The 23,156-nt window shown below is 72.0% G+C and carries 21 protein-coding genes; 6 read left to right on the forward strand and 15 right to left on the reverse strand.

From position 1 onward, the window contains the following. The first annotated feature begins 50 nt into the window (after positions 1–50). On the forward strand, positions 51–599 hold the full coding sequence (locus tag ICC28_RS12890; protein ID WP_188288631.1) for a hypothetical protein: 549 nt from the start codon (positions 51–53) through the stop codon (positions 597–599). On the opposite strand, the gene ICC28_RS12895 is transcribed toward ICC28_RS12890, so the two are convergent. The 3 genes from ICC28_RS12895 to ICC28_RS12905 all read right to left on the reverse strand — a co-directional run bounded on the left by ICC28_RS12895 (position 590) and on the right by ICC28_RS12905 (position 3,323). After that, positions 590–1,504: an SDR family oxidoreductase gene (locus tag ICC28_RS12895; RefSeq protein WP_188288632.1), complete on the reverse strand. Its 915-nt coding sequence runs from the start codon at positions 1,502–1,504 to the stop codon at positions 590–592. The two genes, ICC28_RS12890 and ICC28_RS12895, sit on opposite strands and share 10 nt — an antisense overlap. 104 nt (positions 1,505–1,608) lie before the next feature. Next, complete coding sequence (locus ICC28_RS12900; RefSeq protein WP_188288633.1) at positions 1,609–2,238, reverse strand: MBL fold metallo-hydrolase; 630 nt, start codon at positions 2,236–2,238, stop codon at positions 1,609–1,611. Further along, entirely contained in the window at positions 2,238–3,323 is a 1,086-nt protein-coding gene (locus tag ICC28_RS12905) for an S-(hydroxymethyl)mycothiol dehydrogenase (protein ID WP_188288634.1), read from the reverse strand. Before ICC28_RS12905 ends, ICC28_RS12900 begins: the two co-directional genes overlap by 1 nt. A 180-nt stretch (positions 3,324–3,503) precedes the next feature. Here ICC28_RS12905 and ICC28_RS12910 point away from each other — a divergent pair, with 180 nt between their 5' ends. After that, the gene (locus ICC28_RS12910; protein WP_188288635.1) at positions 3,504–3,938 is read left to right on the forward strand and encodes a GNAT family N-acetyltransferase; all 435 of its coding nucleotides are present in this window, start codon (positions 3,504–3,506) and stop codon (positions 3,936–3,938) included. A 48-nt stretch (positions 3,939–3,986) separates the two neighbouring features. On the opposite strand, the gene ICC28_RS12915 is transcribed toward ICC28_RS12910, so the two are convergent. The 3 genes from ICC28_RS12915 to ICC28_RS12925 all read right to left on the reverse strand — a co-directional run bounded on the left by ICC28_RS12915 (position 3,987) and on the right by ICC28_RS12925 (position 6,522). Then, on the reverse strand, positions 3,987–5,426 hold the full coding sequence (locus ICC28_RS12915; protein WP_188288636.1) for a flotillin family protein: 1,440 nt from the start codon (positions 5,424–5,426) through the stop codon (positions 3,987–3,989). A 79-nt stretch (positions 5,427–5,505) separates the two neighbouring features. Next, on the reverse strand, positions 5,506–6,021 hold the full coding sequence (locus tag ICC28_RS12920) for a hypothetical protein (RefSeq protein ID WP_188288637.1): 516 nt from the start codon (positions 6,019–6,021) through the stop codon (positions 5,506–5,508). A 207-nt stretch (positions 6,022–6,228) separates the two neighbouring features. Continuing rightward, positions 6,229–6,522, reverse strand: coding sequence for a hypothetical protein (locus tag ICC28_RS12925; RefSeq protein ID WP_188288638.1), 294 nt, complete (start codon positions 6,520–6,522; stop codon positions 6,229–6,231). A 170-nt stretch (positions 6,523–6,692) separates the two neighbouring features. Between ICC28_RS12925 and ICC28_RS12930 the strand changes: the two genes are divergently transcribed. Beyond that, positions 6,693–7,058, forward strand: coding sequence for a nuclear transport factor 2 family protein (locus tag ICC28_RS12930; protein WP_188288639.1), 366 nt, complete (start codon positions 6,693–6,695; stop codon positions 7,056–7,058). A 28-nt stretch (positions 7,059–7,086) separates the two neighbouring features. Here ICC28_RS12930 and ICC28_RS12935 read toward each other — a convergent pair whose 3' ends face one another. Beyond that, complete coding sequence (locus ICC28_RS12935; RefSeq protein WP_188288640.1) at positions 7,087–7,749, reverse strand: TetR/AcrR family transcriptional regulator; 663 nt, start codon at positions 7,747–7,749, stop codon at positions 7,087–7,089. A gap of 182 nt (positions 7,750–7,931) precedes the next feature. Here ICC28_RS12935 and ICC28_RS12940 point away from each other — a divergent pair, with 182 nt between their 5' ends. After that, entirely contained in the window at positions 7,932–9,188 is a 1,257-nt protein-coding gene (locus ICC28_RS12940) for a YncE family protein (RefSeq protein WP_188288641.1), read from the forward strand. Between the two features lie 90 nt (positions 9,189–9,278). Here the strand turns inward: ICC28_RS12940 and ICC28_RS12945 are convergent, their stop codons facing one another. Continuing rightward, complete coding sequence (locus ICC28_RS12945) at positions 9,279–11,120, reverse strand: cellulase family glycosylhydrolase (protein ID WP_188288642.1); 1,842 nt, start codon at positions 11,118–11,120, stop codon at positions 9,279–9,281. A gap of 94 nt (positions 11,121–11,214) precedes the next feature. Further along, on the reverse strand, positions 11,215–13,185 hold the full coding sequence (locus ICC28_RS12950; RefSeq protein ID WP_188288643.1) for a GTP-binding protein: 1,971 nt from the start codon (positions 13,183–13,185) through the stop codon (positions 11,215–11,217). A 438-nt stretch (positions 13,186–13,623) separates the two neighbouring features. Between ICC28_RS12950 and ICC28_RS12955 the strand changes: the two genes are divergently transcribed. Together ICC28_RS12955 and rfbC are read left to right on the forward strand one after the other, a co-directional pair. Beyond that, the gene (locus ICC28_RS12955; protein ID WP_188288644.1) at positions 13,624–15,573 is read left to right on the forward strand and encodes a glycosyltransferase family 2 protein; all 1,950 of its coding nucleotides are present in this window, start codon (positions 13,624–13,626) and stop codon (positions 15,571–15,573) included. 16 nt (positions 15,574–15,589) lie between these two features. Further along, positions 15,590–16,198 (forward strand): dTDP-4-dehydrorhamnose 3,5-epimerase, encoded by a 609-nt coding sequence (gene rfbC, locus ICC28_RS12960; protein ID WP_188288645.1) that lies wholly within the window; start codon positions 15,590–15,592, stop codon positions 16,196–16,198. Here the strand turns inward: rfbC and ICC28_RS12965 are convergent. From ICC28_RS12965 to ICC28_RS12990, 6 genes are all read right to left on the reverse strand, one after another. After that, the gene (locus ICC28_RS12965) at positions 16,183–16,995 is read right to left on the reverse strand and encodes a class I SAM-dependent methyltransferase (protein ID WP_188288646.1); all 813 of its coding nucleotides are present in this window, start codon (positions 16,993–16,995) and stop codon (positions 16,183–16,185) included. The two genes, rfbC and ICC28_RS12965, sit on opposite strands and share 16 nt — an antisense overlap. Before the next feature lie 28 nt (positions 16,996–17,023). Then, positions 17,024–17,893 (reverse strand): dTDP-4-dehydrorhamnose reductase, encoded by an 870-nt coding sequence (gene rfbD, locus ICC28_RS12970; protein WP_188288647.1) that lies wholly within the window; start codon positions 17,891–17,893, stop codon positions 17,024–17,026. After that, the gene (gene rfbB / locus ICC28_RS12975; RefSeq protein WP_188288648.1) at positions 17,890–18,870 is read right to left on the reverse strand and encodes a dTDP-glucose 4,6-dehydratase; all 981 of its coding nucleotides are present in this window, start codon (positions 18,868–18,870) and stop codon (positions 17,890–17,892) included. The genes rfbD and rfbB overlap by 4 nt, the downstream gene beginning before the upstream one ends. Beyond that, complete coding sequence (locus tag ICC28_RS12980) at positions 18,867–19,934, reverse strand: glucose-1-phosphate thymidylyltransferase (RefSeq protein WP_188288649.1); 1,068 nt, start codon at positions 19,932–19,934, stop codon at positions 18,867–18,869. The genes rfbB and ICC28_RS12980 overlap by 4 nt, the downstream gene beginning before the upstream one ends. Positions 19,935–20,029: 95 nt before the next feature. Beyond that, on the reverse strand, positions 20,030–20,449 hold the full coding sequence (locus ICC28_RS12985; RefSeq protein ID WP_188288650.1) for a CBS domain-containing protein: 420 nt from the start codon (positions 20,447–20,449) through the stop codon (positions 20,030–20,032). Between the two features lie 118 nt (positions 20,450–20,567). Then, positions 20,568–22,994: a SpoIIE family protein phosphatase gene (locus tag ICC28_RS12990; protein WP_188288651.1), complete on the reverse strand. Its 2,427-nt coding sequence runs from the start codon at positions 22,992–22,994 to the stop codon at positions 20,568–20,570. Between the last annotated feature and the right edge of the window lie 162 nt (positions 22,995–23,156).

Genomic DNA, 23,156 nt, shown 5'->3' on the forward strand with positions numbered 1-23,156 from the left:
GCACCGCACCGTAGTGCCGCGGAGATCAACGCGGCAGATACCGTGCACCCATGTCTGAGTTCGTCCAGCAACTGCCCGCCCTGATAGGCGTCGTGATCGGCGCGCTCGGCTCGTACCTGGCGCTCGTGCGCAGTGACAAGGCCCGGTTCGGGCGGGAGCAGGCGGCACGGTGGGAGGAGCGGCGGCTCGCCGTGTACGCCGACTACGCGCGCTCGGTGAAAAAGACCGTCACGGTGACCTACCGGGTCGCCGCCCACCTGGGCTGCGGTACGCACCCGGACCCGCTCCCCCTTGAGGAGGCCAAGCCGCTGCTGGCCGGGGCCAACGACGGACGGGACCCCTCGGGCGAGGCGCTGCTGATGCTGGGCAGTGTCGCCGTGGTGGACGAGGCGCGGGCCTGGGTCGTGACGGTCATGGAGATGGAGCGGTTCGTGCGCGAGGGCCGGCGCGACCCGGAGGCCTGGCAGGCGCTGCTGGCGCGGCAGCGCGCCGGACGTGAGGGCTACTACACGGCGGTGCGGGAGGACCTGGGCCTGCCCCCGGGCCACTCGGCGCGCTGGCGGCTGCCGGTGACAGACCCGGCCTCGTCTCAGCGGTAGCCGGTGGTGTCGGCCGGCTTGCCCGTGTCCTGGACCTCGACCAGGTAGCGCCAGGCGTCCGGGCGGCTGCCGTCGAGGTCGGTGAAGCCGTACACCTGGGCCAGGCTCCCGCTGGAGAGGGACTCGCCGTTGAAGCGGGCCACGTCGGGGTCGGCGGCGAGGGCGGCGACGGCGCGGCCGACGTAGCGCGGGGTCTCCGAGATGGCGAAGTGGGGGACCTCGGTGAGGGCGTCGCGCCAGTTGTCCTCGCGCACCCCGAAGTGGTCGAGCATCATCTCCGAGCGCAGCCAGCCCGGGGTGAGCGCGACGGCGGTGGCGCCGCGCGGGCCGAGTTCGTGGCCGAGGGCGAAGGCCATGCGCAGGACGGACGCCTTGGCGAGGTCGTAGAAGAAGGAGACGCGGTAGTGGTCGCGGTTGTAGTCGGCCGTTCCGTCGGTCATCTCCACCACCAGGCCGCCGGGCCGGCGCAGCAGCAGGGGCAGCGCGTAGTGGCTGGTGATGGCGTGTGTCTCGACGGCGAGCCGGAGCAGTCTCAGGCCGTTGTCGAGGTCGTGCTCCCAGACGGTGCCGTCCCAGGCGAACAGTTTCTCGCCGCCCCAGATGTCGTTGACGAGGACGTCGAGGCGGCCCTGTTCGGTGTCGATGCGCTCGACGAGTGCGCGGACCTGTGCGGGTTCGAGATGGTCGGTGGGTACGGCGATGCCGTGGCCGCCGGCCTCGGTGACGAGGTCGGCGGTGTCCTCGATGGTCTCCGGGCGGTCGTACTCGGAGCGCCGGGCGCGGGTGGAGCGGCCGGTGACGTAGACGGTGGCGCCGGCCGCGCCGAGTTCGACGGCGATGCCGCGTCCCGCGCCGCGGGTCGCTCCGGCGACGAGTGCGACCTTGCCCTTGAGTGGCTGTGACATGTCCGGCCTTCCGTGTGACGGCTTGGTGGTTCCACCCTCCCCGGTAAACCGGACATCTTCTGTCAGCTTTTCCGGCGGGTCGGCGACCCGCCGGAAAAGTGCCGTCAGTGGCCGCGGCCGATCCACTCCTGAAGGTGCGGGGCCTCGGCGCCGATGGTGGTGGGGTCGCCGTGGCCGGTGAGGACCTTCGTCCCGGGCGGCAGGGTGAGCAGCCGGTCGCGGATCGAGTCGATGATCGTCGGGAAGTGCGAGAAAGACCGTCCGGTCGCGCCGGGGCCGCCCTGGAAGAGGGTGTCGCCGGTGAAGACGACGCCGAGGCCGGGGTCGTACAGGCAGACCGCGCCGGGCGCGTGCCCGGGGGTGTGCAGCACCCGCAGGTCGGCGCCGGCCGCCTCGATCACCTGTCCGTCCACGAGCTGGCCGTCGGGGTCGCGGTCGGGGTGGGTCTGCTTCCACAGCGGCAGGTCGTCGGGGTGCAGCCAGATCATGGCGCCGGTGCGGTCGGCGAGGGCGGGGGCGGCGTCGATGTGGTCGTTGTGGGCGTGGGTGCACACGATGGCGGTCAGCCGCCGGTCGCCGACGGCCGCGGCGATGGCGTCGGCGTCATGGGCGGCGTCGATGACGATCGCCTCGGTGTCGTCGCCGACGATCCACACGTTGTTGTCGACGTCCCAGGTACCGCCGTCGAGGCTGAACGTGCCGGAGGTGACGAGGCGTTGGATGCTCGGGCCCATCACAGCACCACCACCGAGCGCAGGACGTCGCCGTGGTGCATGCGCTCGAAGGCCTTCTCCACGTCGGTGAGTTCGATGGTCTCGGTGACGAAGGCGTCCAGGTCCAGGCGGCCCTGGAGGTGCAGGTCGACGAGCATGGGGAAGTCGCGGGAGGGCAGGCAGTCGCCGTACCAGGAGGACTTCAGGGATCCGCCGCGCCCGAACACGTCCAGGAGCGGGAGTTCGAGCTTCATCTCGGGGGTGGGGACGCCGACGAGGACGACGGTGCCGGCGAGGTCGCGGGCGTAGAAGGCCTGTCGGTAGGTCTCGGGGCGGCCCACGGCCTCGATGACGACGTCGGCGCCGAAGCCGCCGGTGAGGTCGCGGATGGCCTCGACGGGGTCGGTGTCGCGGGAGTTGACGGTGTGCGTGGCGCCCACGGTGCGGGCCTTGTCGAGCTTGCGGTCGTCGATGTCCACGGCGATGATCTGCGCAGCGCCCGCCAGGCGGGCCCCGGCGACGGCCGCGTCACCGACGCCGCCGCAGCCGATGACGGCGACCGTGTCGCCCCGGCCGACGTTGCCGGTGTTGAGGGCGGCGCCGAGGCCGGCCATCACACCACAGCCCAGCAGGCCGGCGACCTGCGGGGAGACGGCCGGGTCGACCTTGGTGCACTGCCCGGCGGCCACCAGGGTCTTCTCGGCGAAGGCGCCGATGCCGAGGGCCGGGGAGAGTTCGGTGCCGTCGGTGAGGGTCATGCGCTGCTTCGCGTTGTGGGTGTCGAAGCAGTACCAGGGGCGACCGCGCCGGCAGGCCCGGCAACGGCCGCACACCGCACGCCAGTTGAGGATCACGAAGTCGCCGGGTGCGACGTCGGTGACGTCGTCGCCGACCGCCTCGACCACGCCGGCCGCCTCGTGGCCGAGCAGGAAGGGGAACTCGTCGGAGATGCCGCCCTGCTTGTAGTGCAGGTCGGTGTGGCAGACACCGCAGGCCTGGACGCGGACGACGGCCTCGCCGGGCCCCGGGTCGGGCACGACGATCGTCTCCACCCTTACGGGCTGGTCCTTGCCCGGTGCGATCACGCCGCGTACCTGCTGCGCCATGGTGCTGACCTCTCTGTCGCCGACCGCTGTGCGTGTCCTCGACCCTACGCGTGATCGATCGGCGACGGGACGCATCCGTGCACGGCCCCTTCACCGCTCCCCCACGGACGCGCCATGATGGCCTCTCCTTCGCGGACCTCGACGGCGAGGCCGCGAAGCTCCCCGAGAGGCGGTCCGCGTGTGTCAGGTACGAGGGTCGGATCCGCGGGCGCCGGGTTGGGCCTGCCGGGACGGCTGAACGGCACCGCCGAGTCCGTCTCCGGCATGCCGACCGAGATCGTCCTGTTCGACGGCGCCGACCGCGTCATCGGCCGACTGACGTTCCGCGCCTGCCGGGAGTGCCGTACGGGCCGCATCCTGGACATCTGGATCGACGAGACCTGGCAGCGCGAGGGGCTCGGCCGTGAGCTGGTGCGGGGTCTGCTCGCCCGCCATCCGGGCCATGCGTGGACCACGACCTCGCAGACGCGTCAGGGACAGGCGTTCTTCACCGCGATGTCCCGGGAGACGGGGCTGTCCCTCGCGCCGGGCGGGCCGCTGTGCCCGCATCTGGTGGGCCGGCTGCGGCGCCTGCTGACGCGGGTGCCGCGACAGCGGTCGCCCGGTGACGACTGAGCCCGGACGGTCACGGGGACCGTCCGGGCTCGTGTGCGCGGTGCGACGTCAGTCGGTGATCTCCACCTTGTCCTTGTCCTTGTCCTTGCTCTCGGTCGCGGTCCCGGGCTGTGCGGCGGCGGGGCGGGTGGTGATGCCCTTGAGCAGCTCGGCGAGGTCGACGCCGGTGGTGGAGCTGAGCAGTTCCACGCCCTGGGCGACGTTGTCGGCGACCGTGCGCGACAGCTGGCTCGCGCCGTCCGTCGAGATCACGGTCATCTTGTCCACCGCGCCGAGCGGCTCGGAGGCCTTGGCGACGACCTGCGGCAGCACCTCGACCAGCATCTGGAGCACGGCCGCGTCGCCGTACTGGGCGAAGGCGTCGGCCTTCTGCCGCATCGCCTCGGCCTCGGCGCTGCCCCTCGCGCCGATCGCCGCGGCCTCCGCCTCACCCTCGATGCGCACGGCCGCGGCGAGCGCGGCACGCTGGGCCTTCTCGCCCTCACCGGTCAGCCGGGCCCGCTCGGCCGCCGCCTCGGCCTCCTTGACCAGCGCGATACGGCGGGCCTCCGCCTCCTGCTCGGCCTGGTAGCGGGCGGCGTCGGCGGGCTTGCGGACCTTGGTGTCCAGCTCGCGGTCGGTCAGCGCGGCCTGCCGCTCGGCGACCTTCTCCTGCTCGCTGAGGACCTCCTGCTGACGGGCGGCCTCGGCGAGCGGGCCGGCCGCGGCGGCGCGGGCCGCGGCCTCGTCGGTCTCGGCCTTGATCTCCGCCTGCTTCAGCGCGAAGGTCCGCTGCGCGACGGCGATTTCCTCCTCGGCCTTCAGGCGGGCCTGCTCCGCCGCCCGCCGGGCCACCGCCTCGGCGATGTCCGCCTCCTGCTTGGCGCGCGCGGCCTCGGGCCGGCCGAGGTCCTCCAGGTAGGAGCCCTCGGTGGAGATGTCCTGGATCTGGAAGGCGTCGAGGACGAGGCCCTGCCCGGAGAGGCTGGCCTCGGCCTCCTCGGCGACCTGCCCGGCGAAGGCGGCCCGGTCGCGGATGATGTCCTCCACCGACATCCGGCCCACGATCGCGCGCAGCGCGCCCGACAGCACCTCCTGGGTGAAGCCGACGATGCCGTCCTGCTGCATCAGGAACCGCTGGGCCGCCGCGCGGATCGAGTCCTCGGTGCCGCCGACCTTGACGATCGCGACGCCCTCCAGGTGGGCCTTGACCCCGCGCAGGGTGACCGCGCCGCGCACGGCGACGGGGATGTGCCGCGAGGAGAGGTCGAGGGTGAATTTCTGCTGCACGAACGGCACGACGAACACGCCGCCGCCGACGACGACCTTCTGGCCGCTGTTGTCGGTGAAGATCCGGCCGGTCTCCGGATCGGTGGCCGTCTTGCCACGCCGCCCGGTGACGATGAACGCCTCGCTCGGGCCGGCCACCTTGTACCGGGTGATGACGACGAGACCGAGCAGTACGAGGAGGACGACTACGCCGATCACGGCGATGACGACAGGGCTCATGAGGTTTTCCCCTCAGCCTTCCCAGGGGACGGCGAATGGTGTGCGATGGATGACGATGTGGAGGAGTGCGCGGCCGGGGTCAGCGTTCCACCGGGCGCACGAGGACCGAGGTCTGCGACAGCGTCTCCGCCACCCAGACCTCGGCGCCGCGCGCGACGGCCACGGGGCACTTCGCCGCGAGTTTCACCGGCTGCCCGCCCAGGTGGACGAGGATCTCGCCGTAGCCGTCGGCCGGGATGGCGGTGACCACCGAGCCCGCGGCGCCGATCAGGTCGTCGCCGCGCGGGGCGGCACCCGACCGGTCGCTCATCAGGGCGCGGCTGACGCGGTACGCGAGCCAGCCGGTGGCGGCACCGGCCGGTACGCCGACGGCGGTGGCGCCGATCGCGCCCACGCCGGTGGTGCCCATGGCGATGGCGCCGGCGAAGCCGAGCATGGAGACGAATCCGGCGATGACGGGGAGCGACAGCCACCCGTCGAACAGGCCGTCGAGTGCGTCGGCGCCGCCGAACAGCCCCTCCAGGACCCCGTCGAGGAGCAGGGACGCGACGAGGAGCACAACTCCAGCGATGCCCAGACCCAGAAACCAGGCCATTGACATGCACCACCCTCTCCCCGTCGTACCGTGCTGATAAGCGCATGCTTACATGTAAACGGCGTCCGTGACATTGCCTGGTCTCGGCAATCTTAGTGGCCCTTCGATGCTGTGTTCGCCACCGGGGCGGGGCCGACGGCCGACCAGCCGAGGACGCGCGAGGGCCGCCCGGGTTCCGGGCGGCCCTCGGTGGATCACGCGGTGGATCTACTGGATCCCGGGGAGCAGTTGGGTCACCGGGGCGGCCAGGTCGGTGACCTGCTGCAGCTGGTTCAGTTCGTGGACTCTGTTCAGCTGGTTCAACTGCTCGGAGGGCCGCGGGATCTCGGCCTTGCGCTCCGCGGGGATGTCGCTGACGGTGAGCGAGTCGAGCATGCTCATCGGGCTGAGCGGCGCGGCGTTCTGGGCGTCCGCCTCGGCCGCGCTCGCCAGCGGGGCGGCCAGGCCGGTGACCGAGACGGCCAGACCGACGGCGGCAGCGATACGTCGTGTTGAGATCATGCTTTCAGCAACGCGGACGGGCCGGTGCCGGACACGGCCGGGCGGTGGCGCTCACCCGTCAGGCGCAGCGGTGCGCCTGCGCTTGCCGAGGCCGTCGGGGCGGAGGAGCCTCTAAGGAGAGGCCGTCGCGGCCCGCTCCCCGAGGACCGCGGGCCTCGAAGGAGGTCACCATGGGCACCGCGCAACGCCCCGGCTTCGACACCGAAGCCCTGCGCCGGGGCATCGAGGAACACACGGCTGCGACGCTGCTGTCGCTGTACGCGGACGACGCCGAACTGCGCGTCGTGGACCGCAACACCCAGCCGAGCAGCCCCCGGGTTCTGCACGGTCGTGACGAGATCGGCGAGTTGCTGGAGGACGTCTACGGCCGCGACATGAGCCACAAGCTGGAGCGCTGCGTCGTCGACGGCGACAGCGTCGCGTTCAGCGAGTCCTGCGAGTATCCCGACGGGGTACGCGTTCTGGCCGAGTCGATGGCGTCCCTGCGCGACGGCAAGATCGTCGAGCAGACGATGATCCAGGCCTGGGACGAGTAGGAGCGCGTCGGGCACGGGCCGGGAGCCCTCACGGCGACGTCGGTCGCCAGCCCGGTGGGCGGAGGATGGCCAGGAGTTGGCGGACGAGTTCCTCCACGACCTCGTCCAGGGTGGCGTCCACCCCGCCTGCGCTCCAGTCGTGGAGGAGGCCGTTGACGCTGCCGATGAAGGCCGCCGCGGCGAGGCGGTAGTCGCGTGGGGCGGCCTCGCCGCGGGCGACCGCCGCGTGGGCCTCGGCGCAGATGAGGTCGGTCCAGCGGGCGCGGCGGGAGAGGCGCTGGGCCTCCAGGCGGGGGCTGACGCCGATGATCTCGACGAAGGTGATGCGGATGCGGCGCGGGTCGGCGGTGACGTTGGCGGCGTAGGCCTGGAAGATCGTGGCGGCCCGCTCGGCGATCGGTGCGTCCGGTGCGGCGGCGGCCCGGGCCAGGACGGCCTGTTCGGCCCAGTCGTTGACCTGGAGGTGGAGGGCGGCGAGGACGTCCTCCAGGGTGCGGAACTCCTCGTAGAACTGGCGGGTCGACAGGCCCGCCGCCTCGCTGAGGGCCGCGACGGTGGTGGCGCGGTAGCCGCGGGTGTCGCCGAACAGTTGCAGCGCGGCGTCCAGGAAGCGGCAGCGGCGCTCGGCCTTGCGTTCCTCGGCCGACTTGCCGCCGTAACGGCCGGTCGGCGCCCTGAGCCTGCCCGCCAACTCCCCACCTCTCCTCGGCAGTTCACCATTTTGTCGTGTACGCAGTCTTGTGGAGAAGGCCCCCCGCTCCTTACTTTCCAGTAAGTCAAACTCTGAACGACCCCGTGTTCAGATTCCACCTTTGGCATGCCCCCGTCACCGGTACGCCCGCACGTCACCCGCCGCCCTTGAGGAGAGCACTCATGCCTGCCATCAGAACCAGGCACCTCTGTGCCGTAGCCGCCGCCCTCGCCCTGACCGTCAGCGCCCCCGCGACCGCGACCGCGGCCGGGGCGGGCTCCGACGCCGCGGCCCTGCGCGAAGTGCTGTTCGTCGGCAACAACTGGGACGGCACCGCCGATGTCATCCGCTCCAGCGGTGACTTCGCCAAGGTCGGGCGGCTCGACGTCGTCCCGGACAAGGCGCAGCGGATGGCTGAGATCAACGCCGACCCGATCAAGTGGATCTACTTCATGGCGATCCGCAACAGCGTCGGCGAGGGGCACGACCAGTTCGTCGACGACATGTACTCCACGCCGGACGGGAAGTCGGTCGTCGTCTCCCGGCCCAGCTTCGCCGACGTGGTCTCCCTCGACCTCGCCACCGGAGCCGTCAACTGGCGCTTCCGCGTGTCGGGTTACCGCTCCGACCACATGGCCGTCTCCCCCGACGGCAAGCGCGTCGCGGTCTCCGCCTCCACCGCGAACACCGTGCACGTGCTGGACATCGTCACCGGCGAGCAGCTCGGCAGGTTCAGCACCGGCGACAAGCCGCACGAGAACATCTTCACCAACGACGGCAAGTACATCTACAACATGTCGATCGGCGACGTGAACACCCAGACCGACGCCCCCTGGCTGGACTGGACCAAGGGCGACCGGCGCATCACCGTCGTGGACGCGGCCACGTTCCAGCAGGTGAAGGTCATCGACATGCGGCAGCGCCTGGACGCGATCGGGCTGAAGGACTACTCCGACGCCGTCCGGCCCGCCGTGTTCTCGCCGGACGAGTCCAAGCTGTACTTCCAGGTGTCGTTCTTCCACGGCTTCTTCGAGTACGACCTGGCCACCGACCGGATCACCCGGACGAAGACCCTGCCCAAGAACCCGGCGACCAGCGACGACCGGACCACGTTCGTCAACGACTCGCGCCACCACGGCATTGCGATGAGCCCGGACGGCAGCAAGCTGTGCGTGGCGGGCACGATGGACGACTACGCGACCGTCGTCGACCGCGCCACGCTCCAGGAGGGTCCGCTCGTCACCGCCTCCAAGCCGTACTGGGCCACGGTCAGCGGTGACGGCAGGTCCTGCGTCGTCTCCGAGAGCGGCACCGACCAGGTCACCGCCATCGACTTCGCCACCGGCCGCAAGACGGTGTCCGTACCGGTCGGGGACCACCCCCAGCGCGTTCGGCTGGGCCACGTCGAGGCCGGCTGGACCGGCCCGGCGGCTCGTTGATCGGGCCAGGCCCTGGTGGCGAACCGGCGGGCGGGAAGCGGGTGGTGTTCCACGACCCGTTCCCCGCCCCTCGGTTCACCGCTCACTCGCTCACTGCCGTGCGGCCCACGTCGCCAGTTCCGACCGGGCCGCGTCGAGCAGGTCCGCCGCGGGGGCCGATGCCCCGTTGGTCACCAGCGCGTAGTGCAGGACGCCGGAGTCCCGGTCGGTGAGCAGGAGGCGGCGGCTGCCCGTGCCGCCGGGTTCCGCGGCCACGGCGATCGGGGTCGACGGGGTGTACTCCGGTGGGGCGTGGACCGTTCCGAGGTCGGAGACGACCGTGGTGGCGCCGGTCGGGAAGGATGCCGGCAGGTGGAGTTCGGTGGGCGCCGAGGCGCCGGAGGAGCGCCAGAGCAGGAGGCCGTACTGGCCCGTTCCGACCAGCCGTGCCACGTTCGGCAGGGAGCTCGGCACCGGGTTCCAGGTGAGGGTGGTCGAGCCGTCCCGTGAGCGGTCCTCGTAGGTGAAGGCCACGGTCGTCCCGGACGTGGCGCTCGGGTAGAGGCGGTCGACGAGCCGGGCGTCCTGGCGCAGGACGGGTGTGCCGGAGTCGTCGAGGCGTACGGCGGACAGGTCCTCGTCGTTCCAGGCGTCGCCGGCGGTGAGCACCTTGTCGGGGTTGCCGTTCATCAGCTCGTGGTGGCGGCCGTTGTAGATGTCCCACTGCCATTGCGTGCCGGACAGCACCGGTCCGGATCCCGCCGGGTTCGACCACCAACGCGCCCCCGGGACCCGGGAGTCCAGGGCCTGGTACATCGCCTTCAGCACGGTCGGGGCCTTGTCGGCGACCGGGCCGGACAGCGGGTGGCCGAACTCGCTGACGATCGCGGGCGTGCGGGTGGCCGAGGCGCGGTCCCTGATCTTCCCGAAGTCGCCCGCGTACTGGCCGTCCGCCGCCTTGCCCCACATGAAGATGCCGGAGATGGCCTTCTGGTCGTAGAAGTGGGTGTTGAAGACGTAGCGGGGTCCGAGCGTGCCCGCGTCCAGCAGGCCGCCCTCCTGGCGCTGGAAGTCGAGGTTGGCGTTCCAGAAGAGGTTGGGCTCGGCGAAGAGCGGCTTGTCCTGCCAGCCCGCCTCGTCCATACGGGCACGGAACTTCTCGTAGAACGGCCACAGCACGTCGCGTTCCCAGGTGCGGCTGGTCTGGCCGGAGTCGTAGGTGCCCGCGTGCGGTTCGTTGTAGGGGTTGAAGCCGACGACACCCGCGAACTGGGCGGCGGTGACGTTCTGCCTGATGTACGTCATCGTCTTGCGGGCGGTGGTGAGGAAGGCGTCCTGGAGGCCGTGGGCGTTGTGCCAGAAGTCGTACGTCGCCCGCTTCACGGCCTCGTTCTGGGTGATGTTCTGGCCCCAGAACAGGCAGATGCCGCAGAACTCGTCGGGGTAGTTCCCGGCGTCCACGGCCCACTTGGGGGCTCCGTCGCCGGTGTACCAGCTGCCCGCGTGGAACAGGTAGCGGGAGTAGAGGTCCTGGTGGAAGTCGGGGTAGACGCGGATGCCGGCGTCGAGGAAGGCGCGCATCTGGGCGGTGGCGGCGGACAGGTAGGCGGTGTCGACCTGGCCGCGGACGGGTTCGGCGTAGGCCCAGGAGAGCAGGAAGCGGACCGAGTTGCCGCCGCCGAGGGCGCGCAGCGCGGTCGCGGACTTGCGGGCGTCGGCGACGGAGGCGAAGGGCAGGCCGCCGTTCTCGGCCAGCTTGGTCTCGCCGGAGACGTTGTAGCCGCGCAGGACGACCTCGCGGCCGTGGCCGTCGGTGAAGCGGCCGGCGGAGACGGTGAGCGCCGTGCCGTCGAAGGGCAGGGTGGCGGCGGTGGCGGGCGGGGATCCCGCCACCGTCAGGGATCCGAGGAGGACAACCAGAACTGCGAGCAGACGCGCCCGTATATTCGGCATGTCCACTACAGTCCGGCGATTTCAGGACACCGTCAACACCTCTGACTCTGGAGTAAGTTCGCTCCCGGCCCTCACTGCGGCCCCGGCGCCCTCGTCAGATGCCCACCCTGCGTGTCAGGTTCAGCAGGTACTCCCTCCGGTTCAGCGGGTTGAGGTCGGTGCGCCGGCGTTCGGGGCGCGTGCCGCGCGCGGCGGGCGCATAGTGGTCGAAGGCGCTCTCCAGCTCGCCCTCGCCCCGGGTCAGTCCCGGCAACTGCTGCTCCAGAGCGTGCACATGGGCCGCGGGCACCGCCCCCTCCAGTACGCAGGAGGCGCCGCGCGTCCCGGTCGTCCGCGGCACCGCGCGCAGCCCGGAGAGCACCGGCAGCAGCGCGCCCAGGGTGTCGGCGGGGGCCTCGATACGGAACCGGTGCATCGGCTCGTGCACCTCGGTGCCCGCCCGGCGCAGCGCCTCGACCAGGACCAGCGGGGTCAGTCCGCGGAAGTCGGCTCCGGTGCTCGACATGCTCTTGTCGAAGCCCTGGTGGGCATGGCTCTGCCGGGGCCAGTAGCCGCAGTGGGTCAGGGTGACCGTGCAGTCGGGGACCTGCCAGCCGTACAGGCCCTGGCCGAGGGTCTCGCGGACGGTGTCCTCGACGGCCTTGAAGAAGGCGTACGGCATGGCGCCCAGCTCCACCTCCAGGCGGAACTCCACGCCCGCGTCGGCGGGTGCGGGATCGACGCGCAGGCCGACCGTCGCGAGGAAGGGGTTGTCGCCCTTCTTGACGAACTCGGCCGCCGAGCCCGTCCCCACCGGCCGCTCGACGCACAGCGGTGTCGTCTCCCGGAACGTGACGAAGAGTCCGTGCTCGTCGGCGAGCGTGGCCTGGACGACCTCCTTCTGCACCTCGCCGTAGAGGGACACCGAGAGTTCGTGGCGCACCTCGTCGTGGCGCAGGCCGATCAGCGGGTCCTGCTCGGCGAGCCGGGTGAGGGCGAGGTGGAGTGCGCGCGGGTCCGTGCCGTCGCCGGGGACGACGACCGTCTCCAGGGTGGGCGGCGCGAAGAAGCGGCCGTGGGCCCTGCGCGGTTCGCCGAGGGCGTCTCCGATCCGGATGTCGGTCAGGCCCCACAGCTTGGCGATCCGGCCCGCGGGGACGGCGTCGGCGCGGCTGTCGGTGCCGTCGCCGAAGACGCTGATGCCGGTGATCCGGCCTTCGGCGCCGGCCTCGCCGAAGCGGATCCGGTCGCGGGTGCGCAGCGTGCCGGAGAAGATCCGCGCGTACGCCACCTTCTCCCCCGCCGGTCCCCTCTCGACCTTGAAGACGGTGCCGGAGACGGGTTCGTGGGGGTCGCCGTCGGCGGTCGGCAGCAGTTCCCTGATCCCGTCCGTCAGCGCCTCGACCCCGGCGCCCGTGACGGCCGAGCCGAAGTACACCGGGTGGACGAGGGCCTGCCGGGTCCGGTCGGCCAGGGACGCGTACAGGCGCTCGGGCGAGAGGGTGTCCTCGACGTAGGCGGTCAGCAGCGCGTCGTCGTGATCGGCGAGGACGTCGACGGCCGAGGGGCCGAGCCCGGGGACGAAGTGCGCCTCGCGCGTGCCGAGTCCGCCCGCCGTGCCCATCGGGACGACGGCGGCCGCCAGACGCCGCGCGAGGGCGTCCAGGACGGCGGTGTCACGCGCCCCTCGTCGGTCGATCTTGTTGACGAAGACGAGCGTGGGGATCCGCAGCCGTTGCAGGGTCCGCATCAGGACCCGGGTCTGCGCCTGGACGCCCTCGACGGCGGAGACGACCAGGACGGCGCCGTCGAGCACACCGAGGACCCGTTCGACCTCGGCGATGAAGTCCGGGTGGCCGGGGGTGTCGATGAGGTTGACCGTGACGTCGTCGAGCGCGAAGGAGACGACGGCGGACTTGATGGTGATGCCGCGCCGGCGCTCCAGCGCGAGGGTGTCGGTCTGGGTGTTCCCGGCGTCGACGCTGCCGATCTCGTCGATCACACCGGCCGAGTGCAGCAGCCGCTCGGTCAGGCTGGTCTTACCGGCGTCGACGTGGGCGAGAATCCCGAGGTTGAGCAGGTGCACGAAGCGTCATGTCCTTCGAAGAGGGGGCGATTCCTTCCAGGGCGGACACGAACGCAGCGCGCATTGTTTCTCCTGGGTCTTCGGTGAACCGACCCCTGCAGTCCAGCAGGCGCCCTTTCGCGGGGGCAACCGATTAACGCTCGACCAGGCATGTCCCGGCGGTGCCGGACGTGACTCACCCGTTCGGCGGCGACCGAGGTCGGAGAGCGGGCGGCGAAGGGGGTCCCCCGCGTGGATTACCACGTCGGCGTGCGGGAACGCGGCGAGGAGCCGCCCGGACAGGCGGGTGGCGGACATCAGCAGCGGACGCGCCCGATCGGGCCACGGGCGTGCCGCCGCGGCGGAGGTGGCAAGCCCCTGCCGGCGGGTTAGCATCGGCCCAACGCACCGTGCCGCAACGCGCCAGGCAAGCGACGACCCGAGGGGACTTCGAGCCCGATGCCGGTCAAGGTCAGCGTCATCGTTCCCGTCTACAACCCGGGACCGTACATCGAGGAGTGCATCGCCTCGCTGCTGCGCCAGTCCCTGCCGCCGGACGAGTACGAGGTGATCTTCGTCGACGACGGCTCCACCGACGGCACCCCCGCCCGGCTCGACGGGCTCGCCGCCGAGGACGCGCGCGTGACGGTCCTGCACCAGGAGAACTCCGGCTGGTCGGGCAAGCCCCGCAACGTCGGCGTCGACGCCTCCCGCGGCGAGTACGTGATGTTCGTGGACAACGACGACCACCTGGGCGACGAGGCCCTTGAGCGGATGTACGACTACGCCGTGGCGAACGGCGCGGACGTGGTCGTCGGCAAGATGGCCGGCCAAGGGCGCGGGGTGCCGGTGGAGCTGTTCCGCCGCAACCGCCCGCGCGCCACGGTCGCGAACGCACCGCTCATCGACAGTCTCACCCCGCACAAGATGTTCCGCCGGGCCTTCCTGGACCGCATCGGGCTGAGGTTCCCCGAGGGCAGACGGCGTCTGGAGGACCACGTCTTCGTCACCGAGGCGTATCTGCGCGCGGACAACGTCAGCGTCCTCAGCGACTACGTCTGCTACTACCACGTACGGCGGGACGACGCCGCGAACGCCGGCTTCCAGCGCTTCGACCCGGTCGGGTACTTCAAGAACCTGCGCGAGGCGCTGGACGTCGTCGACCGGTACACCGAGCCGGGCCCGCTGCGCGACCGGCTGCACCGGCGCTGGCTGCGGGTGGAGATGGTCGAGCGGATGCGCGGCCGCCGGCTGCTCGGCGCGCCGGAGGACTACCGCAGGGAGCTGTTCCGGGAGATCCACGACGTGGTCGTGGAGCGGTTCGGCCCCGGGGTGGCGGCCGGGCTCCAGCCGACGCAGCAGGTGGTCGCCGCGCTGATCGCCGCCGACCGGTACGACGACGTGGAGGCCTTCGCCGAGTGGGAGGCGGGCATCGCCCTGACGGCCGTCGCCGAGAGCGTGGCGTGGCGGGACGGCGCGCTGCGTGTCGACTTCGCCGCCGAGTACCACGCGGGCGGGGCGCCGCTGACGTACGCCGCCGGGGGTGGCGGGGACCCGCTGGAGGCCCCGCCGAAGGACGTCGCCGAGGCGATCGCCTGGGTGGAGGCCGACACCGTGGCCCGTTTCGGCTCGGCCACCGCCGACCTGCTCCTGCGCGAACGCGCCAGCGCCGCCCAGCACTTCCAGCCGGTGCGGTTCACCCGGGAGACCGTGCCGACCGAGGACGGGCGGCGGTCCCGGCTGGTGCTGCGCGCCACGGCCACCGTGGACCCGGCGTCCGCGGCGGGCGGCAAGCCCCTCGACGAGGGCCTCTGGGACGCCCTCGTCCGCGTCAAGCTGGGCGGCTGGACGAAGGACTGCCGGCTGAGCCCGGCCGCGCGCGGAGCACGCCCCGCCCCGCCCGCCGGCGTGGTGGGCGGGCAGGTGCTGCTGCCGTACTGGACCGCCCGGCACGGCACGCTCGCCCTGGACGTGGACCGTGCGGGCAGGAGCCTGGGGCTCGGGCGGCTCACACCCGCCGAGGTCGGCGTCGCACAGGACCGGCTGAGTGCTCCCCTGCCGCTGTACGTGCCCGGTGAGGCGCCGGTGCTGGTACGGCTGACCGCGCCCCGCAAGGTGCTCCAGGCGCGCGGCACGCTGTCCCCCGCGCCGGGCGGTTCCGGGGCGCTGCTGGAGGCGGCCCTGCCGGTGGCCGCGCTGCGCGGGGCGACCTGGCGGGCGGCGCTGGGCCCGGACCCGGACGCCGCCGAACCGCGGCTGCTGGCGCTGCCGTTCGCGTTGCGCGCCGGGGCGCACGGTGTGCGGGTGCGGCGCGCCCCCGGGCCGAGCTCGCTGCGCCGCGTGGTGCGCGTGGTGCGGCGCGGACTCGCCGCCGCGGTGCGCCGTGCGAGTGCGCGACGGACGGCCTGACGAGGGAGGCGGCAGGGTGCGATCACTGGGGATCGAGGGCGCCTGGGTGCTGGAGCCCAAGGTGTTCCCGGACGAGCGGGGCAGTTTCCACGAGTGGTACCGGGGCTCGGAGTTCCGCGAGGCAACCGGCCACGACCTGGCGCTGGCGCAGGCGAACTGCTCCGTCTCCCGGCGGGGTGTGCTGCGCGGGGTGCACTTCTCCGACGTGCCGCCCGGTCAGGCCAAGTACGTCACCTGTGTGCGCGGCGCCGTCCTGGACGTGGTGGTGGACCTGCGGACCGGCTCGCCGGCCTTCGGGCGGTGGGAGGCGGTGCGGCTGGACGACGACACCCGGCACGCGGTGTTCCTCGCGGAGGGCCTGGGGCACGCGTTCATGGCGCTGACCGACGACGCCACAGTGGTGTACCTGTGTTCCACCGGATACGCGCCGGGGCGGGAGCACGGGGTGGACCCGCTCGATCCGGCGCTCGGCATCGCCTGGCCGGAGGGCATCGCGCCGGTGCTGTCCGCCAAGGATGCCGCGGCGCCGTCCCTGGCCGAGGCGGAGCGGTCCGGGCTGCTGCCCGCGTACGCGGACTGCTCCGCCCACTACCGGTGGCTGCGGGGCGGTCAGGAGTCGGAGTAACGCTGTTTCAGCACGCGCCGCTTGTTGGAGCCTTCGGCGTTCCGGCCCTTCTCGATGATCACGAGATTGTGGTAGAAGTGCACGCCGACCACGTTCAGGTCCGTGTACGTCGGTTCGTACTCCTCGTCCACGAACTCCTCGTAGTTCAGGCCGTCCGTCAGCCGTTTCAGCATGCCCATGGTGGTGTGCCGGGCGTCGAGGTCCTCGCTGCCCATCCACTCCGGCCAGTACGAGGACTGCGTGTCCTCCACAGCGTAGATGCCACCGTCCTTGAGCCGGGGGAAGAGCGTGGCGAACGTCGTCAGCACGTGCGGGCTGCGGTGGCTGCCGTCGTCGATGACGACGTCGAGTTCCCCGATTTTGTCGGCGACGGCGTTGAGTGACGCGGGGTCGGACTGGTCGCCGACGAAGGTGGTGATGCGGTCCTCGTCGACGAACGACTTGTCGTGGAGGTCCATGCCGAAGATCTGCGCGTGGGGAAAGAAGTGCTTCCACATCCGCAGCGAGGCTCCGCCCTGGCCGGTCCGGCCGTAGCCGCCGATCCCGATCTCCAGCAGGTTGAACCGCTCGTTCTTCAGGTGCTGGAGATGGCGCTGGTAGTGCCGGGTGTAGCGGTGGGTGCCCCACTTGTCCGTCTTGAAGTGGACGGCCAGTGCGGTCAGGTCGTCCGAGATCGCGGCGAGTCCGGTCGGCCGGGGAGGCTCGGGAGGCCGGCCCGTCAGGCGGTTCCTCAGCCGGCGCAGTGTCCTTGCGTTCCTGTCTCCCAGCGCGGACTTCACCGTTGCTCTGATCGACATCGCGGGGACGTTTCCTCTCCTGGGCGGACTATGTCTCCTTGCGGATCCGGGGCAGTGCTTCGCGCAGGGCGGAGCGCCAGTCGCGCAGCGGCTCCAGGCCGGTCTCCCGCCAACGGTCGTGGCCGAGGGCGCTGTACTCGGGACGGGGCGCGGGCCGGGGCCAGGGCGTGGTGTCGGTGGGGCGCACCCGCTCGGGGTCGGCGCCGAGCAGCCGGAACACCTCCCGTGCCAGCTCGCACCAGGTGGCCTCGCCGGAACTGGTGGCGTGGAAGACGCCGTTCACGTCCGGCCCGACGCGCGGGCCGAGGTCGGCGATCCGGGCGGCGACGTCCGCGCTCCAGGTGGGCTGGCCGCGCTGGTTGTCGACGACGTCGACGGTGGGGCGGCTCGCCTCGATGCCGATCATCGTGCGGACGAAGTTGCGGCCGTGGACGCCGTAGAGCCAGGCGGTGCGCAGCACCGCGCTCGCGCCCGGGAGTTCCTCGTGCACGGCCCGCTCGCCCGCGAGCTTGGTGCGGCCGTAGGCGGTGCGCGGGGCGGGCGGGTGGTCCTCGGGGTAGGGGGTGGTGCGGCCCTTGCCGGAGAAGACGTAGTCGGTGGAGACATGGATCAGGCGGGCGCCGTGCGCGGCGCAGGCGCGGGCGAGCAGACGGGGGCCGTCGCCGTTGACGCGCAGGGCGCGCGGTTCGTCCGACTCGGCGTCGTCCACGGCCGCGTAGGCGGCGCAGTTGACGACGATCTCCGGGCGGTGGGCGGTGAACGCCCGTTCCAGGGAGCCGGGTTCGGTGATGTCCAGGGCGCTGTGGCCGAGGCCGGTCACCTCGGCGCCGCGCCCGCGCAGTTCGCCGACGACGTCGTGGCCGAGCATTCCGCCGGCCCCGGTGACCAGCCACCTCATCGGTGCTCCTCGCTCACGCGTCGCTTGAGCGGCTCCCACCAGGCCCGGTGCTTCCGGTACCAGTCGACGGTCTCGGCGAGACCGGTGCGGAAGTCGTGGCAGGGTCGGTAGCCGAGTTCGGTGCGGGCCTTGGTCCAGTCGACGGAGTAGCGCAGGTCGTGGCCCTTGCGGTCCGGCACCCGTGTGACCCGGTCCCAGTCCGCCCCGCAGGCGTCGAGGAGCATGCCGGTGAGTTCCCTGTTGCTCAGTTCGGTGCCGCCGCCGATGTTGTAGACCTCGCCGGGACGGCCCTGCGTGCGGACGAGTTCGACGCCCCGGCAGTGGTCGTCGACGTGCAGCCAGTCGCGGACGTTGAGCCCCTCGCCGTACAGCGGGACCTGCTTGCCGTCGAGGAGGTTGGTGACGAAGAGCGGGACGACCTTCTCGGGGAACTGGCGCGGGCCGTAGTTGTTGGAGCAGCGGGTGACGCGCACGTCCAGGCCGTGGGTGCGGTGGTAGGCGAGGGCGAGCAGGTCGGAGGAGGCCTTGGAGGCGGAGTACGGCGAGCTGGGGCGCAGCAGGTCATCTTCCGTGGAGGAACCGGATTCCACGGAGCCGTAGACCTCGTCGGTGGAGATGTGCACGAAGCTCGACACCCCGGACCGGAGCGCCGCCTCCAGCAGGGTCTGGGTGCCCACCACGTTGGTGAGGACGAAGTCGGCGGCGCCGGTGATCGAGCGGTCCACATGGGACTCGGCGGCGAAGTGCACCACTTGGTCGGCCTGCTCCATCAGCTTGCCGACCAGTTCGGCGTCGCGGATGTCGCCCTGCACGAACTCCAGGCGGGGGTGGTCGAGCGGGAGGTTGTCGAGGCTGCCCGCGTAGGTGAGCTTGTCCAGCACCGTGACGTGCCCGGCGTCGGACGCTTCGGACGCGAGCAGCATGCGGACGTAGTGGGAGCCGATGAACCCGGCGGCGCCGGTGACGAGGAGGTTCATGTGTGGATCTGCACCTTGCTGTGGTCGCCGAGGACGAGGCGGTGGGCGCTGGGGACGTGCGAGGCCGGGGTCACCTCGGCGTGCCGGCCGATCAGGGAGGACTCGATGCGGCCCACGCCGTCGATCGAGGAGTCGCGCAGCACGATGGAGAACTCCAGTTCGCTGTCGGTGATCCGGCAGTTCTCGGCGATGGAGGTGAAGGGGCCGACGTAGGAGTGGTCGACGAGCGTTCCGGCGCCGATCACTGCGGGGCCGACGATGCGCGAGTTGACGATCCGGGCGCCCTCCTCGACCACCACCCGGCCGACCGTCTCCGACCGGTCGTCGACCTCGCCGTCGATGCGCCGCGGGAGTCCTTCCAGGACCGTGCGGTTGACCTCCAGCATGTCGTCGACGTTGCCGGTGTCCTTCCAGTAGCCCCTGATGACGGTGCACCGGACGTCGGCACGGGCGTCGATGAGGTGCTGGATGGCGTGGGTGATCTCCAGCTCGCCGCGCCAGGACGGCTTGACGGCCCGGACGGCGTCGTGGATCGCGGGCGTGAACAGGTAGACGCCGACCAGGGCGAGGTCGCTCTTGGGGTGCTCGGGCTTCTCCTCCAGGCCGACGACGCCTCCCGCGCCGTCGAGTTCGGCGACGCCGAAGGCGCGGGGGTCGGGGACGCGGGTGAGGAGGATCTGGGCGTCGGGACGGTTGTGGCGGAACTCCTCCACCAGGGCGCTGATGCCGCCCACGATGAAGTTGTCGCCCAGGTACATCACGAAGTCGTCGTCGCCGAGCCAGTCCCGCGCGATCAGCACCGCGTGGGCCAGCCCGAGCGGGTGTTCCTGGGGGATGTAGGTGATCCGGAGGCCGAACTTCGAGCCGTCGCCCACCGCTTCCTGGATCTCCGCGGCGGTGTCGCCGACGATCATGCCGACTTCGGTGATGCCGGCTTCGGCGATGGACTCCAGCCCGTAGAACAGCACAGCTTTGTTGGCGACCGGGACCAGCTGCTTGGCCGATGTGTGCGTGATCGGCCGCAGCCGTGTGCCGGCTCCGCCGGACAGCACGAGAGCCTTCATCTGCTTCACCTTAGCGTCGATCGCGCATAACCGATTGTTGACCACCTGACCGCTTCGTCACGCATGACCGCCGGGACCATGGCGGGCCGGGGCCGTCAGGTGTTGGGCCGGGCCACGCTGATGTCGCCCAGCGCGGAGTCCGGATCGCGCTCCATGGCCAGGTCGCCGAGGGAGACCAGGCCGACGGGGCGGCCGTGGTCGACGACCGGGATCCGCCGTACCGCGTGCTCCCGCATCAGTTCGACCGCGCGGTCCAGTTCGTCGTCCGGCCCTACGGTGTACAGGTCGTCGCTGCACGCTCCGGCGACGGTGGTCTGCTCCGGGTCGCCGCCCTCGCAGACGGACCGCACCACCAGGTCACGGTCGGTGACCAGGCCGCGCAGCCGGTCGCCGTCGGTCACCAGGACCGCGCCGAGGTCCTGGTCGCGCATGAGGCGGGCCACCGCCGCCACGGAGGCCTGCGGTTCCACGGTGACCGGCGCGGCGGTCATGATGTCGCGGACGTGCTGGGTCATGGCGTGCTCCTCGCTCGGGTGTCCGTGGCCCTCGGGTACCCGGAACTCAGCGGTCAAGCGGGGGTTCGCTCCAGACCGGAATTCGGCGGTCGAGCGGGAGTGCCCTCCAGACCGGAACTCAGCGGTCGAGCGGGAGTTCGCTCCAGACCTGTTTGCCGCCGCTCACCGGGAGCGTCCCCCAGGACGCCGACATCGCCTCGACCAGGAGGATGCCGCGGCCTCCGGTGGCCTCCCAGCCGATGCTGGTCGGCTTGACGGGGGTGCGGGGCGAGGTGTCGGCGACGGCGATCCGGAGCCGGCCGTTGACCAGGGTGAGGTCCAGGCGGACCTGGCCGTCGGTGTGCACCAGGGCGTTGGTGACGAGTTCGGAGACCACGAGCAGGACGGCGTCCGTCTGCACGCCGCTCAGGCCCCAGGAGCGCAGGGTGCGCCGGGTGAAGCGGCGGGCGTGGCCGACCGCCTCGGGGACGCGCCACACCGTCCAGCTCTCGCGCAGCGGGCGCAGCGCCATGCCGTCGTAGCGCATGAGCAGCAGGGCGACGTCGTCGCTGCGGCGGGCGTTGCCGAGCAGACCGTCGGCGACCAGGCCGAGGTGGGCGGGGTCGGAGCCGGACAGGTCGCGGGCGAGGCGCTCCATGCCCTCGTCGATGTCGGCCTCGACGGACTCCACCAGGCCGTCCGTGGTCAGGGCGACGAGCGTGCCGGGCGACAGGCGCAGCGGGCTCATCGGGAAGTCGGCCTGGGTCATCACGCCGAGCGGCGGTCCGCCCTCGGCCTCGGCGATCTCCGTACGGCCGTCCGGGTGGCGCAGCACCGGGGGCAGGTGTCCGGCGCGTACGCACCAGGCGGTGCCCTCCTCCAGGTCGACGTCGACGTAGGCGCAGGTGGCGAAGAGGTCGGTCTCCATCTCCATGAGCAGCCGGTTGGCGTGGGAGACGACGACGTCGGGCGGGTGGCCCTCGGCGGCGTAGGCGCGCAGGGCGGTGCGCATCTGGCCCATCAGGGTGGCGGCGGCCGCGCTGTGGCCCTGGACGTCGCCGATGACGAGGGCGACATGGTTGTCGGGCAGCGGGATCACGTCGTACCAGTCGCCGCCCAGTTCCAGGCCGGCGGTGCTGGGCAGGTAGCGGGCGACGGCCTCCCCGCCGGGCAGCCGGGGCAGTCGGCGGGGCAGCAGCTGGCGCTGGAGCATGCCGACGAGTTCGTGCTCGGCGTCGAAGGCACGGGCTCGCATCAGGGCCTGTCCCGCGAGGCCGGCGGAGGCGGTGAGCAGGGCGCGTTCGTCGGGGCCGAAATGGTGGGGGGCGTCCCAGCCGATCAGGCAGACGCCCGCCATGCGGCCCGCCGCGGGCAGCGGCAGGACCGCGAGCCCGCCGGGGCCGACCTCGGCGAGGGCGGGTTCCAGCGGGGTGCCGGCGGGCCAGATCCGGGAGCGGCCCTCGCGCAGGGCGGCGGCGAGGGTGGGCATCGCGCGGACCGGGGCGTCGGGCCATTCGGTGCGCCACTCCAGGCGCCACAGCTCGGGCCAGGACTCCGGTTCGGGCGGGTCGAGGACGGTCACGACGAGCCGGTCGTTCTCCAGTTCGGCGAGCGCGATCCGGTCGGCGTGCAGCGGGGCGCGCAGGGCGGTGACCACGGCCTGGCTGACGTCACGGACCGTGCCGGCGGTGGCCAGGGCGGAGGCCAGACGCTGGACGCGGGCCACGTCGGTGACGTCCGAGCGCAGCTTGGAGGCGTCGGCGACGGTGCCCACCAGCCGTGCCGTGCGGCCCTCCCCGGCGGGCAGCAGACGTCCGCGCAGCCGCAGCCAGCGGGGCGGGCCGGTGGGCTGCAGCACCCGGAACTCCAGCTCGCGGTCGCCGACGGACAGGGGGTCGGACTCGACGGCGGACATCAGCGCGGGAAGGTCCTCCGGCACGGTCAGGCCCAGCAGGGTCTCGACCCGGCCGTCGAACTCGGCCCGGGTGAGCGCGAACAGGTCGAGGATGTCGGAACCGACCTCGATCCGGCCGGAGTCCATAGCGAGGCTGAAGGCGCCCGCGGGCAGTTCACCGCCGGCGGGGGTGTGGGGCGGGGCGGGGTGGGCGAGGGCCTCGGCGACGAGCTCCAGACAGGCCCGGTCGTCGGTGTCGAAGCCGTCGGGACGCTCGCTCAGGGCCAGCAGGCAGCCGTTCCCGTCTCTTCCCGACGCCGGCAGCACGGCCAGGTGGACGTGCTCGCCGGGCTCCTGCGGCGCGTGCCAGACCGGCCGGCCCGTGCGGTGGGCGTCGGCCATGGGGGACGGGCCCGAGACGGCGTAGCTGTCGCGCACCCCGTACTGGGTCCGCGGGGCTCCGGCCCACTCCACGAGGCAGAGCAGTTCGCCCTCCTCCGTCGGCGTGTAGACGGCGGCGAGGGCCGCGTGCGCGTAGACGAGCACCTGTTCGAGCATCCGACGCAGCCGCTCGGGTGAGTCGGCGTCGGCCAGGACCGTCTTCAGGGCGTCCTCGGCACGCAGCTTCCTCGATCCGCGTCCCGCAGCGCCCTCACTGACCACGTTGGCCATTACAGCGCTAATGAGACACCCGCGCAGCCCCTGTGACCGTTCGACGGAGGTTCGGTGGCCGGCGCGGTCGAAAGCGCCCGAACATGACTTGACGCATGCGTTCCGCACGGTGAGGTCGTGACAGACACGACTGTCCGTGCCCGTCGGCCCGCTGGAAGGCTC

Origin of the sequence: Streptomyces sp. TRM68416, assembly GCF_014596915.1 — a bacterium.
Taxonomy (GTDB): domain Bacteria; phylum Actinomycetota; class Actinomycetes; order Streptomycetales; family Streptomycetaceae; genus Streptomyces.

Coding starts and splice junctions, on each gene's coding strand:
- ICC28_RS12890 (WP_188288631.1), top strand. CDS start 51: ATGTCTGAGTTCGTCCAGCAACTGCCCGCCCTGATAGGCGTCGTGATC.
- ICC28_RS12895 (WP_188288632.1), bottom strand. CDS start 1,504: ATGTCACAGCCACTCAAGGGCAAGGTCGCACTCGTCGCCGGAGCGACC.
- ICC28_RS12900 (WP_188288633.1), bottom strand. CDS start 2,238: ATGGGCCCGAGCATCCAACGCCTCGTCACCTCCGGCACGTTCAGCCTC.
- ICC28_RS12905 (WP_188288634.1), bottom strand. CDS start 3,323: ATGGCGCAGCAGGTACGCGGCGTGATCGCACCGGGCAAGGACCAGCCC.
- ICC28_RS12915 (WP_188288636.1), bottom strand. CDS start 5,426: ATGAGCCCTGTCGTCATCGCCGTGATCGGCGTAGTCGTCCTCCTCGTA.
- ICC28_RS12920 (WP_188288637.1), bottom strand. CDS start 6,021: ATGGCCTGGTTTCTGGGTCTGGGCATCGCTGGAGTTGTGCTCCTCGTC.
- ICC28_RS12925 (WP_188288638.1), bottom strand. CDS start 6,522: ATGATCTCAACACGACGTATCGCTGCCGCCGTCGGTCTGGCCGTCTCG.
- ICC28_RS12930 (WP_188288639.1), top strand. CDS start 6,693: ATGGGCACCGCGCAACGCCCCGGCTTCGACACCGAAGCCCTGCGCCGG.
- ICC28_RS12940 (WP_188288641.1), top strand. CDS start 7,932: ATGCCTGCCATCAGAACCAGGCACCTCTGTGCCGTAGCCGCCGCCCTC.
- ICC28_RS12945 (WP_188288642.1), bottom strand. CDS start 11,120: ATGCCGAATATACGGGCGCGTCTGCTCGCAGTTCTGGTTGTCCTCCTC.
- ICC28_RS12955 (WP_188288644.1), top strand. CDS start 13,624: ATGCCGGTCAAGGTCAGCGTCATCGTTCCCGTCTACAACCCGGGACCG.
- ICC28_RS12965 (WP_188288646.1), bottom strand. CDS start 16,995: ATGTCGATCAGAGCAACGGTGAAGTCCGCGCTGGGAGACAGGAACGCA.
- rfbD (WP_188288647.1), bottom strand. CDS start 17,893: ATGAGGTGGCTGGTCACCGGGGCCGGCGGAATGCTCGGCCACGACGTC.
- rfbB (WP_188288648.1), bottom strand. CDS start 18,870: ATGAACCTCCTCGTCACCGGCGCCGCCGGGTTCATCGGCTCCCACTAC.
- ICC28_RS12980 (WP_188288649.1), bottom strand. CDS start 19,934: ATGAAGGCTCTCGTGCTGTCCGGCGGAGCCGGCACACGGCTGCGGCCG.
- ICC28_RS12985 (WP_188288650.1), bottom strand. CDS start 20,449: ATGACCCAGCACGTCCGCGACATCATGACCGCCGCGCCGGTCACCGTG.
- ICC28_RS12990 (WP_188288651.1), bottom strand. CDS start 22,994: ATGGCCAACGTGGTCAGTGAGGGCGCTGCGGGACGCGGATCGAGGAAG.